Origin of the sequence: Blautia sp. CAG:237, from assembly GCF_000436615.1 — a bacterium.
GTDB classification, from domain to species: domain Bacteria; phylum Bacillota; class Clostridia; order Lachnospirales; family Lachnospiraceae; genus Blautia_A; species Blautia_A intestinihominis.
In genome coordinates, this window is sequence record NZ_FR886712.1 from 69,848 (window position 1) to 86,843 (window position 16,996).

General features: G+C 44.2%; 14 protein-coding genes. 2 read left to right on the forward strand and 12 right to left on the reverse strand.

All coding sequences use genetic code 11. The features are described from left to right. Positions 1 to 13 precede the first annotated feature (13 nt). From dapA to QZL69_RS04735, 3 genes are all read right to left on the reverse strand, one after another. A complete protein-coding gene (gene dapA / locus QZL69_RS04725) occupies positions 14 to 907 on the reverse strand; it encodes a 4-hydroxy-tetrahydrodipicolinate synthase (RefSeq protein WP_022214078.1) in 894 nt (297 codons plus the stop codon). A gap of 57 nt (positions 908 to 964) precedes the next feature. Continuing rightward, entirely contained in the window at positions 965 to 1,477 is a 513-nt protein-coding gene (locus tag QZL69_RS04730) for a cob(I)yrinic acid a,c-diamide adenosyltransferase (RefSeq protein WP_022214079.1), read from the reverse strand. A gap of 115 nt (positions 1,478 to 1,592) precedes the next feature. Then, the gene (locus QZL69_RS04735) at positions 1,593 to 2,219 is read right to left on the reverse strand and encodes a single-stranded DNA-binding protein (RefSeq protein ID WP_022214080.1); all 627 of its coding nucleotides are present in this window, start codon (positions 2,217 to 2,219) and stop codon (positions 1,593 to 1,595) included. A 196-nt stretch (positions 2,220 to 2,415) separates the two neighbouring features. Here QZL69_RS04735 and typA point away from each other — a divergent pair, with 196 nt between their 5' ends. Next, entirely contained in the window at positions 2,416 to 4,248 is a 1,833-nt protein-coding gene (typA, locus tag QZL69_RS04740) for a translational GTPase TypA (protein WP_022214081.1), read from the forward strand. Between the two features lie 136 nt (positions 4,249 to 4,384). On the opposite strand, the gene add is transcribed toward typA, so the two are convergent. The 3 genes from add to adhE all read right to left on the reverse strand — a co-directional run bounded on the left by add (position 4,385) and on the right by adhE (position 9,631). Further along, positions 4,385 to 5,362 carry an adenosine deaminase gene (gene add, locus QZL69_RS04745; protein WP_022214082.1) on the reverse strand — a complete coding sequence of 326 codons (978 nt, stop codon included), beginning with the start codon at positions 5,360 to 5,362 and terminating at the stop codon, positions 4,385 to 4,387. Positions 5,363 to 5,452: 90 nt separating this feature from the next. Continuing rightward, positions 5,453 to 6,757 (reverse strand): AI-2E family transporter, encoded by a 1,305-nt coding sequence (locus QZL69_RS04750; protein WP_022214083.1) that lies wholly within the window; start codon positions 6,755 to 6,757, stop codon positions 5,453 to 5,455. Between the two features lie 264 nt (positions 6,758 to 7,021). Then, positions 7,022 to 9,631, reverse strand: a complete 2,610-nt coding sequence (gene adhE / locus QZL69_RS04755; protein WP_022214084.1) for a bifunctional acetaldehyde-CoA/alcohol dehydrogenase — start codon at positions 9,629 to 9,631, stop codon at positions 7,022 to 7,024. A 506-nt stretch (positions 9,632 to 10,137) separates the two neighbouring features. Here adhE and QZL69_RS04760 point away from each other — a divergent pair. Continuing rightward, the gene (locus QZL69_RS04760; protein WP_022214085.1) at positions 10,138 to 10,839 is read left to right on the forward strand and encodes a GTP pyrophosphokinase; all 702 of its coding nucleotides are present in this window, start codon (positions 10,138 to 10,140) and stop codon (positions 10,837 to 10,839) included. 145 nt (positions 10,840 to 10,984) lie between these two features. On the opposite strand, the gene QZL69_RS04765 is transcribed toward QZL69_RS04760, so the two are convergent. From QZL69_RS04765 to QZL69_RS04790, 6 genes are all read right to left on the reverse strand, one after another. Beyond that, positions 10,985 to 12,178: a pyridoxal phosphate-dependent aminotransferase gene (locus QZL69_RS04765; protein WP_022214086.1), complete on the reverse strand. Its 1,194-nt coding sequence runs from the start codon at positions 12,176 to 12,178 to the stop codon at positions 10,985 to 10,987. 62 nt (positions 12,179 to 12,240) lie between these two features. Continuing rightward, positions 12,241 to 13,731, reverse strand: a complete 1,491-nt coding sequence (locus tag QZL69_RS04770; protein WP_420314286.1) for a sodium-dependent transporter — start codon at positions 13,729 to 13,731, stop codon at positions 12,241 to 12,243. Positions 13,732 to 13,833: 102 nt separating this feature from the next. After that, complete coding sequence (locus QZL69_RS04775; protein ID WP_118251849.1) at positions 13,834 to 14,013, reverse strand: hypothetical protein; 180 nt, start codon at positions 14,011 to 14,013, stop codon at positions 13,834 to 13,836. Positions 14,014 to 14,044: 31 nt separating this feature from the next. Next, on the reverse strand, positions 14,045 to 14,296 hold the full coding sequence (locus QZL69_RS04780) for a helix-turn-helix domain-containing protein (protein ID WP_291518369.1): 252 nt from the start codon (positions 14,294 to 14,296) through the stop codon (positions 14,045 to 14,047). 241 nt (positions 14,297 to 14,537) lie between these two features. After that, a complete protein-coding gene (locus QZL69_RS04785; RefSeq protein ID WP_022214089.1) occupies positions 14,538 to 15,659 on the reverse strand; it encodes a substrate-binding domain-containing protein in 1,122 nt (373 codons plus the stop codon). Positions 15,660 to 15,799: 140 nt separating this feature from the next. Continuing rightward, positions 15,800 to 16,504: an RluA family pseudouridine synthase gene (locus QZL69_RS04790; RefSeq protein ID WP_022214090.1), complete on the reverse strand. Its 705-nt coding sequence runs from the start codon at positions 16,502 to 16,504 to the stop codon at positions 15,800 to 15,802. Positions 16,505 to 16,996 lie beyond the last annotated feature (492 nt).

Below are 16,996 nucleotides of genomic sequence, written 5' to 3' on the forward strand. Positions count from 1 at the left end.
CCTCCGGGGTATCTTAAGCAAGTTTGATTCCAAAATTTTTCATTGCTTTGATCAGTGTTTCCTTGCTTGCTTCTTCCATCTCGCAAAGCGGCATACGAAGCGGTCCTACATTCATTCCCATAAGGTTCAGAGCAGTCTTGACCGGAATCGGGTTTACTTCGCAGAAAAGTGCATTGATCAGCGGGATCGCATCGATCTGGATCTTGGCAGCTCCTTTGGTGTCTCCCTCAAAGAATTTCATTACCATATCATGAGTTTCCTTCGGTGCAACGTTGGAAAGTACGGAGATAACACCCAGTCCGCCCAGTGAAAGGATCGGAAGTACCTGATCGTCGTTTCCGGAATACAGTTCCAGGTCTTCGCCAGCCAGAGAAACTGTCTTGGCAATCTGGGAAAGGTCTCCGCTTGCAGCCTTAAGACCTACGATGTTCTTGACATTCTTAACAAGAGTGGCAACAGTTGCCGGCTGAAGATTACATCCTGTACGGCTCGGAACGTTGTACATAATGATCGGTGTCTCCGGTACTGCGTTTGCTACTGCAGTATAGTGAGCGATGAGTCCCTTCTGAGTTGCCTTATTATAATAAGGAGTTACTACCAGCAGAGCGTCTGCTCCGTAGGATGCTGCTTCCTTGGACATCATGATCGCAGTTTCTGTGCAATTAGAACCTGTTCCTGCGATAACCGGAACACGTTTGTTTACTTTGTCAATTGCAAATTTGATAGTTTTGAGATGCTCTCCATGTGTCATGGTTGCAGACTCACCTGTGGTACCGCAGATGATGATCGCATCTGTGCTGTTGGCAATCTGATACTCGAGCAGTTCTTCCAGTTTGTCGTAGTTCACCTTTCCGTCTTCATACATAGGGGTAACGATCGCTACACCTGCACCTTTAAAAATTGCCATTTGAACTCCTCCTTTATTCTTCTGTAATTTAATATATTCTGATAATCTGCCGGATGCTCACTGCTGTTCGCAGGAGTGATGGACTTCCTCGGAATTCAGTGTGGTTATCGTATCCACATATGGCTTAAGTTCCTCCGGAAAATTCCAGCCGGTCATTACTATATGCATGGACTCGTCCTTCTGTTTCAGAATGTCTATAATGGCATCTACCGTGACGATCCCACGATCCAGAAGTCCCAGAATCTCATCAAGCAAAAGAAAATCGCATTCCTGTGTCACAACAACCTTGCGGGCAAAATTCAATCCGTTGAGGATATTGGATCTCTCCTCCGCTTTCTCTTCCTCAGTGAGCTGTTCATAACAGCAGTCCCTCTTTTCAAAACGGAAAATCTTGAAATCCAGATTGTCCAGATCCTCCAGAAAATCCAGTGAACGCTTCTCACATCCCTTCAGGAACTGGATAACGATCACACTCTTGCCCTGCACCGCTTCACGGATGCTCTGTCCGATCGCGAGTGCGGTCTTGCCCTTTCCGTTTCCACAGTATACTTCTGTTAATTCTCTTTCCATAACTACTTCCTCTTAACGTTGGTAAAACTAATCCTTGCATTAATGGTTTTATCTTACCTCAGTTCCGGCAAAAAAGCAAGCTGTATCTGTCCTCCGGACGTTTCCCAGATATTTCCTAATCTACGTACTCCAACTTGCTCACGGATACTTCATACGCTATGCGCTTCTCGGACTGATTCTCACCGATACGCTTCATATATTCCCTGCTCTGGATCCTGCCCCACAGAAGTACATGTCCGCCTACTGCAAACGCCGAAGCATATCGCGCATTTCTGCCCCAGCAGATGCATGGTATGTAATCTGATTTTCCGTAAGGCCGGTTCACTGCCAGCAGGATATCTGCAATTTCTCTTCCAAGAGGAGTCTTGCGGTAAACCGGCGGTTTGCATATAAAGCCATCCATAAAGATCTGGTTGACCGGAACATTTTCATCGTCCTCCTCCACAAACTTCACTTCACGCGCAAAGACAGAGAGCACCAGTCGATTGTGCTTCTCCTCATGGCGGTTATAGGAACGAAACTGTCCATGGATTTCAATATACTCTCCTATATAATCCTGTGTGACATCGATCAGACGCTCTGACACCATGACCGGGATCCTGTCCTCAGAATCACTCAGACGCTTGACGATCAGCTCCATTGTATAAAAGCCCTCGCCAAACACCAGATGACTGAATGTAAAGCCTGTATCAATTTTTCCCATGATCGATACCTGATTGTTTTCAATGATTTTGTCTGCCATAAATAGTTCTCCTTCCTCTTTGGGTATTTTGTTTTTTATAGAACTATGAATATGAAGGCTTATGCAGATTTAGAACTACTTTTAAAAAAAATTTTTCTCAACACCTTGTAATCTGCGAAAAATGTGGTAAACTGGAATGTCGTATCATGGAAAAAACACATTAATATAGAAGAAAAAAGAAAGGATTTCGATTTTTATGAATATCAAACGCGAAGATGTACGCAACGTAGCCATTATCGCCCATGTCGATCACGGCAAAACCACCCTGGTAGACCAGCTTCTGAAGCAGAGCGGTGTATTCCGTGAAAACCAGGAAGTTCAGGAACGTGTCATGGACTCCAATGACATTGAGCGTGAGCGCGGAATTACTATTTTGTCCAAGAACACTGCTGTCCACTACAAAGGAGTAAAAATCAACATCATCGATACCCCAGGTCATGCAGACTTCGGCGGCGAAGTAGAGCGTGTACTGAAAATGGTCGATGGCGTTATTCTTCTGGTAGATGCTTTTGAGGGTGCTATGCCTCAGACTAAATTTGTTCTGAAGAAAGCTCTGGAGCTGAACCTGCACGTTATCGTCTGCATCAACAAGATCGACCGTCCGGAAGCACGTCCTGATGAAGTTATCGATGAAGTTCTGGAACTTCTTATGGACCTTGAAGCTTCTGACGAGCAGCTTGACTGCCCGTTCCTGTATGCTTCTGCAAAAGCAGGCCATGCAGTTCTTGACCTCGCAGATACACCGGAGAATATGGCTCCGCTGTTTGAGACAATCCTGAAATATATCCCGGCTCCGGAAGGTGATCCGGAAGCTGACACACAGGTTCTTATCAGCACCATCGACTACAATGAATATGTAGGACGTATCGGTGTAGGTAAAGTAGAGAACGGTAAGATCGCAGTAAACCAGGAACTTACCCTTCTGAACCATCACGACCTTGACAAACGCAAGAAAGTCAAGATCAGCAAACTTTATGAATTCGACGGACTGAACAAAGTTGAAGTTAAAGAAGCATCTGTAGGTTCCATCGTAGCGATCTCCGGTATCGAAGATATCCATATCGGTGATACTCTCTGCGGCGGCGACAACCCGGAGGCAATTCCATTCCAGAAGATCTCCGAGCCTACGATCTCCATGAACTTCCTCGTAAACGACAGTCCGCTTGCAGGACAGGAAGGTAAATACATCACTTCCCGTCATCTGCGTGACCGTCTGTACCGTGAGCTCAATACAGATGTCAGCCTTCGTGTAGAAGATACTGAAACTACCGAATGTTTCAAGGTTTCCGGACGTGGTGAACTTCACCTTTCTGTCCTGATCGAGAACATGCGCCGTGAGGGTTATGAATTCGCAGTAAGTAAACCGGAAGTTCTGTATCACACAGACGAACGCGGCAAGAAACTTGAACCAATGGAAATCGCTTACGTTGATGTTCCGGAAGAATTCTCCGGTACCGTTATCCAGAAACTGAGCGAGCGTAAAGGTGAACTCCAGGGAATGAGCACAGCCAGCGATGGTTCTGTCCGCCTGGAATTCCATATCCCGTCCCGTGGACTGATCGGTTTCCGTGGAGAGTTCCTTACTTCCACCAAGGGTACCGGTATCCTGAATACAACCTTCGATGGATATGCTCCATACAAAGGAGATTTCCAGTACCGTAAACAGGGCTCCCTGATCGCATTCGAAGCAGGTGAAGCTGTTGCATATGGTCTGTTCTCCGCACAGGACCGTGGGACACTTTTCGTTGGACCTGGCGAAAAAGTATACAGCGGTATGGTCATCGGACAGAATGGTAAAGCTGAAGACATCGAACTGAATGTCTGCAAGACCAAACATCTGACCAACACACGTTCCTCTTCCGCCGATGAAGCTCTGAAACTGACACCGCCTAAGGTTCTCAGTCTTGAGCAGGCGATCGAGTTTATCGACCAGGATGAGCTTCTTGAGGTTACACCATCAAGCCTTCGTATCCGCAAGAGAATTCTTGATCCCAGAGAAAGAAAACGTGCTGCATTCCGTAAGCAGTAAGAGTAAATCACAGGACACGCCGCTGGCGTTCCCTGATATACAGAGCAATAAAAGAATCGCCCTGAGTCGTAACATTTTAACGGCTCAGGGCGGGTTTATTTGTAAAAATTCAATTATCGGCAGTCACACCTGAAATTTACCGGATTCCCAGTTTCCGGTACAGTGCTGCTTTCACCTCATCTGCTGCAAAAGCTATGTCCACTGCATTCTTCATCAGGAGCGGAAGTTCTTCATCACGGATCCCGTAGGTTCTCTGGATGAAATCCAGTTCTTTGGTCAGATTTGTATTGCTGACTGTCCGGTTGTCGGTGTTGATCGATACCTTCAGTCCTGCATCCAGGAATTCACGGAGCGGATATTCTGCGGTACTGTTGACTGCTTTTGTCTGGAGATTGCTGATCGGGCACATTTCGATTCCTATGTTTTTCTCTGCAAGTGCTCTCTCAAGTTCTTTATGACCACGCATGGCGATACCATGTCCGATCCTCTTTGCTCCGACCTGCACAGAATCTATGATATTCTGAGGATTTCCACATTCTCCTGCATGGAGAGTAAAAGGTATCCCCAGTTTCCCCGCTTTTGTAAACAGTTCCATGAACTCCGACATTGGATATACTGCCTCTGCTCCAGCAAGGTCTGCTCCGCATACACCGGAACCGAGATATTCCCTTGCCGCCTTGAGCATACGATAATTCTCTTCCTCGCTATGATGGCGCATTGCACAGGTGAGTACTCCGTACTCTACTCCAAAATCTTTCCTGCCGCGTTCCAGACCACTAAGAAGTGCTTCGATCACTTTGCTGCAGTTCATATCCTCTGTCTCTGAGAACAGCGGAGCGAAACGGATCTCTGCATAGCAGACATTTTCCTGGCTCATGCTGCGAAGTACATCATAACCGGCTTCCGCAAGTCCCTGTTCGTCCATGAGGCATCGGCCCGGGATGTCAAATTTCTCAAGATATTCGGCAAGACTCGTACAGTCGTCAGAAACTGTAAGTTCTTCCTGGCTGACCTGTCTTCCAAGTCTTTTCTCTATAAATTCTCTGCTGAGTGAACCGTCCAGATGACAGTGCAGCTCTACTTTTGGCAGTTGTTTCAGTTCTTCTTTCGTCATATTCATTCTCCTTTTCCTTCCATTTCTGAAAAGAACTGATCCGGCGGGCATCACGAGACTGCACCTGAATCAGTTCTTAATTACTTTGAATCAATGTTTCTGTTGTTTCTTTTTCTTCAGAAGCTGAACCTTTGCCTCAAGAAGTTTCTCTCTGGAAAGTTTCGGCTCGGAAGATTTTTCCTTCGGTGGTTCCGGCTTGTGGAAGCTATTATCGTATTCTTCTCTCATGTCTTCTTTGTGGTTCTTCTGAAGTCCTCTGTTTGTCAGTTTCCTGATAATATCATAGAGTACGCCAAAAAGCGGAACCGCAATGACCATTCCCACAAGTCCCCATAATCCGCCAAACAGAAGAATAGAAAACAGCACCCAGAAGCTGGAAACGCCTGTTGTGTTTCCGAGGATCTTCGGTCCAATGATATTTCCATCTACCTGCTGAAGAATCACGATAAAGATGAGGAAATACAATGCCTGCCACGGGTTGTCAAGAAGAAGAAGTAATGCACACGGGATTGCACCGATAAAAGGTCCGAAAAACGGTATGATGTTCGTCACACCGATGACAACACTGATAAACGCTGCAGATTCAAATCCCAACAACGTTGTCCCTGCAAAACAGATCACACCGATGATTGCAGAGTCGATGATCTTGCCAACAAAGAATCCATTGAACATCTTGTCTGTGTAATGGACTTCTTCCTCGATGATCTGTGCCCATTTGTTCGGGAATATACCATACAGGAGAAGTTTCGCCTGTGCGCCAAACAGTTTGCGGCTGGCAAGGAGATATACTGCAATCAAAAATCCGAGGAACATATTCTTGAATACACTCAGGACTTCAATCAACTGTACGGTAAGATTCCCTATAATCCCCTGAATTGTCTGCATCATACTGGAATTCGCACTCAGAATGTCATTCAGACCACTTTCAATCTGTGAAGAAAAATGATTAAAATATGCCTGAAGCTGCGGCTGATCCTGGAGCACCTGATCTATCATACGATTGCAGTATGCAAGCCGTGCCGGAAGGATACGGATGATTTTGATCGTACTGTCCCATACCTGCGGTAAGATCAGCAGGATCAGCAGAACTACGAGAGTCACTGCACATATGATCGCTATTGCAATGGAAAGAAACTTCATTCCCTTTTTCTGTTTCTCAGTTGCATTTGGACACCATTTCAGGAATCTGTCATCCATCCGGTTGCACATCGGTGCAAGGATATAGGCGATCAGTGCGCCATACAGGAATGGTTTCAGGATATTAAAGATCACGCGGATTCCTGCTGCGATACTCTGGCTCTGGTTCAGGATATACATGATCGCAAATCCAAACGCCAGGACTGCTGCACCTGTAATTCCAAGTTTCACGTATTTTGTGTTTTCATTCTGTTTCAATAATCATGCCCCCTGAAGCTTAACGCTTCCTTTGTTCCACATAAGATGTATGTGGTTTTTGTTTGATTTTACCATATCTGTTGGTGTTTATTGTAACATTCGTGTTCTTTCTTTTCAACACACAAAGTCTTAAATTTGTCCGCGCAAATCTTAAACAAATCTTAACTGCCATAAAGCAACTGCCCCGGCACTACGTTCCTGTAATGCCGGGGCAATCGCCGCTTATATTATTTATATTTTATGGAAGAAAATATATCGTTTTAATTATTTACCATAGTAAGCTTTCAGGTAGATTTCTTTGAGTTCTGCGATGAGTGGGTATCTCGGGTTTGCACCAGTACACTGGTCGTTGAATGCCTGCTCGCTCATCTCATCAAGAGTCTCAAGGAAGTATTTCTCGTCTACACCGTAATCTTTGATGGTAGGTTTGATCTCGATGATCTTCTTGAGTTCTTCGAGTTTCTCCAGAAGTTTCTCAAATACTTCTTTGTCATCTTTTCCTGTCAGTCCTACGAAACGGCCAACCTCTGCGTAGCGAGCCAGTGTCTTCGGATACTGATACTGCGGGAAAGTACCCATCTTAGCCGGAACTTCTGCTGCATTGTAGCGCATAACATCTGTAAGTACCAGAGCGTTTGCGATACCGTGCGGGATGTGATGGAAAGCGCCCAGTTTGTGAGCCAGGGAGTGGTTTACTCCGAGGAATGCATTTGCAAATGCCATACCAGCCATGCAGGAAGCATTTGCCATATGATCTCTTGCCTCTACATCGTTTCCGTTTCTGTATGCTCTTGGCAGATAATCAAATACCAGTTTGATTGCACGGAGTGCAAGACCGTCTGTGTAGTCAGAAGCCATCATGGATACATATGCCTCAAGAGCATGTGTCATAACGTCGATACCAGAAGCACTTGTCAGTCCTTTTGGTGCACTCATCATGTTGTCTGTATCTACGATCGCCATATCCGGTAACAGTTCGTAGTCAGCCAGAGGCCATTTGATTCCTGTTTCTTTGTCTGTGATGATGGCGAAAGGTGTTACCTCAGAACCTGTACCGGAAGATGTAGGTACGGCGATGAAGTAAGCTTTTTTACCCATTTTCGGGAATGTATAGATTCTCTTACGGATATCCATGAAGTCCATTGCCATATCATCGAAGTCTGCATCCGGGTTTTCATAGAGAACCCACATGATCTTACCAGCATCCATTGCGGATCCACCACCCATTGCGATGATGCAGTCTGGTTCGAATGCACGCATTGCTGCAGCACCTGCTCTTGCAGAAGCGAGGGACGGGTCTGGTTCTACATCAGAGAAGCATGTATGAACGATTCCCATTTCGTCAAGTTTGTCTTCGATCTTCTTGGTGTATCCATTCTTGTAAAGGAAGGAGTCAGTTACGATGAAGCAGCGTTTTTTGCCCATCACGTTTTTCAGCTCATCAAGAGCAACCGGCAGGCAGCCTTTTTTGAAGTAAACTTTTTCCGGGGTTCTCATCCAGAGCATGTTCTCTCTCCTCTCAGCAACAGTCTTGATATTGATCAGGTGTTTAACACCAACGTTTTCAGATACAGAGTTTCCACCCCAGGAACCGCATCCAAGTGTCAGAGACGGAGCGAGTTTAAAGTTGTAGAGATCTCCGATACCACCCTGAGAAGATGGAGTGTTGATCAGGATACGGCAGGTCTTCATTGCTGCTGCATGTTTTGCCATCTTTTCTTTCTCATTTACGTTGATGTACAGAGAAGATGTATGTCCATATCCACCGTCAGCTACCAGCTGTTCTGCTTTTGCGATAGCTTCGTCGAAGGTTTTTGCCTTGTACATTGCAAGTACAGGAGAAAGTTTCTCGTGTGCGAACTCTTCGCTGATATCTACAGATTCTACTTCACCGATCAGGATCTTGGTTTCTGCCGGAACAGTAACTCCTGCCATCTCAGCGATCGTAGCTGCTTTCTGTCCAACGATCTTGGCATTCAGTGCACCGTTGATCAGGATTGTTTTTCTTACTTTTTCGATTTCGTCTTTCTTAAGGAAGTAGCATCCTCTGTACTGGAACTCTTCTTTTACTGCTTTGTAAATGCCTTCAAGAACAGTTACGGACTGCTCAGAAGCACAGATCATACCATTATCAAATGTTTTGGAATGGATGATGGAGTTTACTGCAAGACGGACATCTGCTGTGTCGTCGATGATAACCGGTGTATTTCCGGCTCCAACACCAAGTGCCGGTTTTCCGGAGGAGTATGCTGCTTTAACCATTCCAGGACCACCTGTTGCAAGAATGATGTCAGCTTCCTTCATTACGAGGTTTGTAAGCTCAAGGCTTGGTACATCGATCCAGCCAATGATTCCTTCCGGAGCACCTGCTTTTACTGCTGCTTCAAGAACAACTTTGGCAGCTTCAATAGTGCTTCCTTTTGCACGTGGATGTGGGCTGATGATGATTGCGTTTCTTGTCTTCAGAGCGATCAGGGTTTTGAAGATTGCTGTGGAAGTCGGGTTTGTTGTCGGGATAACTGCTGCGATCAGACCGATCGGTTCTGCAATTTTCTTGATTCCATAAACCGGATCTTCTTCCAGTACACCACAGGTCTTGGTGTTTTTGTATGCATTGTAGATGTACTCTGCTGCGTAATGGTTCTTGATGACTTTATCTTCTACGATACCCATTCCTGTTTCTTCAACGGCTGCTTTTGCAAGCGGAATACGGGCTTTGTCTGCTGCTGTTGCGGCTGCTTTGAAGATCTTATCTACCTGCTCCTGAGTATAGGTAGCAAAAATTTTCTGAGCTTCTTTCATCGCAGCGATCTTGGCTTCAAGTGCCTCTGGAGTGTCGATAATTGCCGGGATGTGGGTTTCTTTCTTTGCCATTTCTGAATCCTCCTGTTTTCCTCTTGTGATTTGATTCTTTCTGGTTTTAGTAGTGTGTTTGATGGTTGTGTGTGTTAATGAATTAACGTTAATTATTTATCAATCTTGCTGATGAGGTTATTATATTAGATTGTTAATCATTTGTCAATATATTTTAACCACCTAAAAAATCCACTAAATCCCTTTTTATTTATTCTTTTTATGTAATTTACACAACTATGCCCGGGGCATTTTTGTATATGTTTATTATATTTTATGGTCACTTATTTTGCAATTTATTTTCATATGGTATTTTATATAAGTTTTTTTGTTTTTCTCTGTATAAATTAGTTATTTTGTATATAATAGAATAATGCACCAGAATATATTGTCATATTCCTATTTTATCCTGCATAGATTAGAGGATAAGAGATGACACAGAACTATTCCCTGTTCTGCGCTTCTCTTCTGTTTTACTTTCTTTTAACATGATCAATCTACAGATTTATTATTGAAGGAGTATTCTAATGGGAAGCGGTAATGCAATACGGGTAACAGAACCAGAAACATTCACACTGATACAATTAGAGGAAGAAAGACAGAAATTGAAAAAGAAAGAACTATTAAAGAATATGCTGACCGACAGCGAGTTCAGCATCCAGGGACAATGTGCCATCAATCTTATGATGACCAAGATCGATATCATCAACACTTTTCTGCTGATGAAGACCGGACGAAACTACATACAGATGAAGACCGGACGACTCAAGAGCTACGACAGTGTCTGCAAGAAAATGCAGAAAAAAGGCCTCGATATGAATTTCGCGCAGGCAGTGGAGAAGATCAACGACCTGATCGGGGTCCGTGCTGTGTGCGCTTATGTGGACGATATCTACAAGGTGGCTGACCTGATCCAGAAACAGCAGGACATCCGCATCATCAAGATCAAGGACTATATCAAGCAGCCCAAGAAATCCGGCTATCAGAGCCTGCATCTGATCCTGGAGATCGCAATTCCATTCCAGAATGAGAATCAATGGGTCAAACTGGAGCTTCAGCTCCGGACGGCTGCAATGGATTACTGGGCAAACCTCGACCACCAGCTCCGTTATAAGAGAGGTCAGAAACAGGCTGCCGTTATCAATGAGGAACTGCAGCAATGTGCCTCTATGATCAGCCAGCTCGATCAGAAGATGCTGGCGATCCGCAAGAAAATTGATAAGATCTGATATAATGCCATGTAAACGTAGACAGGAGCCTCTGCCTTGTATTTCTACAAGAGGGGCTCCTGTTTTTGTGGTTTTATCTAAAATCCTGTATAAATAGTGTTTTATATTGTTATTTTTTTGTCATTCTTTTGTTGTTTCATGTGGATTATTTGCCCAGTCCATACTCCGCAGCCAGTTTCTTAAACTCCGGAAGGGAATTCTGGATCGTCTCATAGGAAACACAGTATGCCAGCCTCACATATCCCGGGCAGGCAAAGGAGCTTCCCGGAACCATGAGGATATTGTATTTCTTGCCGGCCTCACAGAACTGTTTCTCATCTGCGATCGGAGATTTCACGAACAGGTAAAAAGCTCCCTGTGGTTTGATGCACTCAAATCCACATTCTGTCAGTCCATTGTAAAGTGCCAGACGGTTTCTGTCATAAGCTGCAACATCTACTTCTGCGTCTACGCATTTCTGGATGACTTTCTGCATCAGGGACGGTGCATTGACACTTCCGAGTACACGGTTTGCGATCGCTGCTGCTGTGATGACGGTTGCGCTGTCTTCCAACTCATCCGGAATGACCAGATAACCGATACGCTCACCCGGCAGAGACAGAGATTTACTGTAGGAATATCCTACAACCGTATTCTTGTAGTATTTCGTCAGATACGGAACTTCTACGCCGTCATAAGCCAGCTCTCTGTATGGCTCATCAGAAATCAGATAGATCACAGAACCGAACTCCTGCTGTTTTTTCTCCAGGATCGCTGCAAGTTCTTTGATAGTATCCTCGGAATAAACGACACCTGTCGGATTGTGCGGTGTATTTACGATCACTGCACGAGTGTTGACTGTAATTTTTTCTTCCAGTTCTTTAAGGTTCGGCTGAAAGGTCTCTGTGTTCGGTGAGATTTCCACAAGCTTGCCATCATAGTTGCGGACATATGCACCATATTCCAGGAAATACGGTGCAAAAACGATCACTTCCTCTCCAGGATTCAGGATCGTTTTGAGGATCACGTTCAGGCCACTGGCAGCACCAACAGTCATGATCAGATTATGTGCAGAAAAAGCAGTTTCGAAACGACGGTTCAGAGACTGTGCGATCGTCTCTCTGACATCCTCGAACCCGGCGTTACTCATATATCCATGAAGGACAGTCGGTTCTTCGTTGTTTACAAGATCTATGATTGCTTCGCGTACACAGTCCGGTGCCGGAACACTTGGATTTCCAAGGCTGAAGTCATAGACTTTGTCCGCACCGTACTTTGCTCGGAGACGGTTTCCTTCTTCGAACATCATACGGATTGCTGAATTGTTCTGTACGAAAGGTTTCATTTTTTCTGCTATCATAATACTTGTGCCTCCTCTTAATTCTTATTGTTTGCGATACTTACGGATTGTTCCGTGGTATCTTATTTCTTTTTGCTGTGTCCGAATGAGATCCATCCTGTCAGTGCCAGCATGGCAATACCAACGATCATCCATGGGATCAGATAAGCATTTCCCTTTGGCTGGAACATGTCATAGTAACCTTTGAGATAAATGATCGCTACAACGACCGGGATCACCCACAGCATGTAATTTCTGATGAATGCCGGGAATTTCGCTCCTTTTCCTGTGTTGGCTTCTCTCAGGAAATTCTTCCATCCCCATCCGTTCTTAGATGTACAGAAAATCACGAATATTACAGATCCAAGCGGCAGGATGTTGTTTGAGATAATAAAGTCCTCAAGATCCATGATAGTTGTTCCTTCACCAAGGATCTGGATTCCGGACCATGGTCCAAAGCCAAGGATTGCCGGCATGGAAAGGATAATGATCAGAACGATATTAAATGCAACAGCCTTGTTGCGTTTCCATCCCCACAGATCCATTGCAAAGGACAGGATATTTTCGAATACTGCAATTACTGTAGACAGTGCCGCAAAAGACATAAACAGGAAGAACAGTGCTCCCCAGAGTCTTCCGCCAGCCATCTGATTGAACACATTTGGCAGAGTGATGAACACAAGTCCCGGACCTGCTCCCGGCTCTACATTGAATGAAAAACACGCCGGAATGATAATAAGTCCTGCCATCAGTGCTACGAAGGTATCCAGGATCAGGATGTTGATGCTTTCTCCTGCAAGGGTACGTTCTTTGCCCATGTAGCTTCCGAAGATCTCCATCGCTCCGATACCGATACTCAAAGTAAAGAATGCCTGTGACAGTGCCCCAAAGATTACATTTCCAATTCCTGCCTCGCGGATATTGTCAAGATTCGGTACAAGGTAGAATTTCACACCTTCCATTGCTCCATCCAGTGTTACGGAGTGAACTGCCAGTACAACGATCAGTGCCAGCAGACAGATCATCATAATCTTAGTGATACGCTCGATTCCGTTCTGAAGTCCCAGGGAACATACACCAAATGCCAGCAGGACCGCTGCGATCATCCATCCGGTCATCGTTCCTGTAGATGTCATCAGATTTGAGAAAAATCTGCTCACTTCTTCGGAAGAAGCTCCGCTCAGTTTCCCGGTTGCCATAACATAACAATAGTACATCATCCATCCTGCAACCATCGTATAAAACATCATCAGCATGTAGTTACCGATCATTCCCATATAGCTGTATTTATGGAAATTAGAACCTTCCGGCTCCAGTTTGTGAAATGCTCTTGCCGTACTCAGTCTGCTGCTTCGTCCTACTGCAAATTCGCTTACAAGGATCGGAAGTCCAAGCAGTACAAGAAAGCCAAGATAGATCAGGATAAAAGCGGCACCGCCGTACTTACCTGTCATGTACGGAAATTTCCATACGTTTCCAAGACCTACTGCACATCCTGCTGAAACCAGGATGAATCCAAGTCTTGATCCAAATGTTTCTCTTTCTTTCAAAAGATTTTCCTCCTCCATTTTCATTAACTTATCTATTATAACACAAGGACAGTCCGATGTGAACTGTCCTTGCAGGAATTGGGATTTCAATTTGAAGTTTTATATATAGTTATATCAGGCAAGATGTTATACGGTCGTTACAAGTGCCTCAAAAGCACCTTCCAGTTCATACTCACCGATATTGGCTGTGACAAAGAGGCTGTCTCCTTTTTTGAAAGTCAGGGTTTCTTCCTTATCGCGGATCGTACCTTTTCCTTCCATGACGAGAATGCTTACGAAGGAAGTCTTGTCGATCTCGCCGAACACTTTTTTGACGTGCCGTCCGTCGAGAACGAGCTTATCTACGGTAAAGTACGGGCAGGATACGATATGCGGTTCGAAGGTCTACTTCTTTCAGCCATGGATATTCTTTTTTATATCCGGCCGGTGTATTTTTCAACATCTTTTTTTCTTTCTGGTAATGACTGATCTTATCTGCAAGCATCTGGTTATAAAGAAAACGGCAGCAGCCGATTGTTTTCTCTATCTGAATTATCTGCTCTTTATTTGGATAGATCCTTATTTTTACTGCCCGGTTTATTTTTCTCACCCTGACTTTCTATATACTGACGGATTGATTCCATTTCTATGAACATATTGTTCTTGCTTCATTATAAAGTATTGGCATACAACCTCTGCATTGCATTAAACAGTATTTTCGGCGAAACCTGCGAACTTGGAAAAATCAAAGAATTGATATTCTAAAAAATTTATTTATCAATAATAACAGGGATTCTTTGCGGTTTTTACAAGTTTTAAACGTTTTATTTGAAATAGCACAACAGGTTAATTTATTTCCCATACAGATAAGAGCTGTACTCTGGAGCATCCAGATTCGTGGTATCGATCCATACAGGATCATAGTATACAAATTTCTCCAGACCGCTGGAAACTTCCTCATACGGAACGGTCAGCTGTACGGCTGCAAGGATCGTCTGGTATCCCAGCTGATACGGGGACTGTGAAACAATGCCTGCCTCTGAACCATTACGAACTGCGTCCTGCTGTTTGGTAGTTGCATCCACTCCAACCATGACCGGTGCTGTACCCTCTGCTTTCTCAATATCGAGATAAAGATCAGATACATCTGCATTCGTACAGAACACGCCTGCCAGATCCGGATATCTCCGAAGAGCATCTTCCATGGCAGTTTTCATGTCATCCACCTGATCTGTATATAATTCCTGAACAACTGTAATGTCCGGACATTCTGCGAGAGCTTCCTTGAATCCTTCTACACGTTTCTTAGAGCTCTCTGTCTTCTCCTGAGCGGAAAAAATTGCGACTTTACCGCTTTTTCCGATCGCATCGCTTAATTTCTCTCCCGCCATCTTTCCTACATAAACATTATCTGTTCCGCGGAAAACGGCGATCATATCACTGTCACTTACATTGGAGTCAAAAGCTACTACTGCAATGTCATTCTCTCTGGCTGCCTCAAGCTGTGCCTGGCAGGAATCCTCGTCGCCTGCTGAAAGACATAATACCGTTGGATTCTCTGCAATAACTGCATCCAGTGTATTAACCTGCTTCTCCACATCCTGCTCATCACTTGCGCCTTCAAAGGTCATCGTGATCTGGTCATCGGATGTAAAACCGTATGCCGCATTGACATCCTTAATCGCATCTTCCATACCGGAATGAAGTGCCTTCCAGTACTCACCATCCACGCTCTTACTTACAACTGCAATTCTACTTCCCTTCGTTACGGGTGCAGAAGTATCGATCTGTGCTGCCAGTGCAGCTTCTTCCTCTGATTCCGGATCTGAATCTGTCTCTTCCTCTGTCTGTGTTGTCTCGTCATTTGCCTGCACATCCGCTACAAAATTCTCAGAACCGCTTTCTTTGTCGAGTCCCCCTGCCACCAGTATGGCACCAGCAAGGATAATTCCGGCTGCAGCCGCTTTTCTCATTATTTTCCCTCTTTTCTTAATCCAAACTTCATACAAATGCGCTTCTTTTTTACATTATACACATTTTCTTTTTTGCGTCCATAGATTTCATAGTTTTTTCATTATTTGAGCGGAAAATAATACATTCTTGCTGATATGCTTTACAGTGTCAAAAAGCCTTTGAATGTCTCACCTTTCGGTGTGACTTTAAATTCCATTTTTTTTCCGTTTGCCGGGTGGCGGAAAGCCAGATGGCAGGAGCATAATCCTAACGGAAGGTCAGACTTATCTGCGGCGTTATATTTCCGGTCTCCAAGGAGCGGCATGCCTTTGTGAGCCATCTGCACACGGATCTGATGATGTCGTCCTGTATCCAGGATGATCTTAACAAGGATTCTTTTTCCTGTTGCGGTGCGTTCGTCTTTGATTTCTTCCTGAATACTGTAATCCAGGCTGGCTTTCTTTGCTCCGGGAGTCTTCGGAGTGACCACGGAGGAAGAATTTGTCCGGTTATCTTTTTTGAGGTAATCTTCCAGATGCCCCTGCTTTTCCTCTGGCAGCTGTGCGGTTACTGCCAGATATTCTTTTGTGACAGTTTTAGACGTGATCTGTCGGTTCAGTTCGGCGGCAGCCTTTGGCGTTTTTGCAAATACCAGAACGCCCTCTACCGGCTGATCCAGTCTGTGTATGATCCCGAGATACGGCATCTTGCCCGGTGTCTTAAGTGCCAGATGATTCTTAAGGCTGCTTTCCATATCTGCCATTCCAAAGCGGGCACTCTGCACGGCAACGCCCGCCGGTTTATGGCACACCAGAATATCCTTATCTTCATAAAGAATACAATCCTGTATATTAAAACTTTGCATAAAAAATCTCTCCTTTTGAGGAGAGTATAACATACAACACGTAAGACGACCATCACTTCTATTTATTCTTCGCGAATTATTTATAAAAGGATGGTCGTCTTAACACTCTTCACTATTCAATTTTTAATAACCTCTTAGTTCTTTCAAAACTTATCGTCTTGTTTGCTAATTGAATTCCTGTGATATATCTACATCATATATCTCTGATCCAATTCTCTGTATTTAGTTTTTATATTAATTTCGATATCATATTGATGTCTTGATTTGTGGTTGCGATTGTTTTATTCCCTGCTCATAAACGATACGATTTTTATCACTTCGTCTATTTAGAAAGTTTATAGATTTTAAATTATAATCTACGAATTATAATTTATTGAGAAACTTAGGATATTCTTTTTCATTGGATTAGAGCAGCTCCAAACTTAACTTCTTAAATTTCAAACTGTTTTCCTTTGAAATAAGATTCCTTATAATCTCTTCTTAACATCTGTT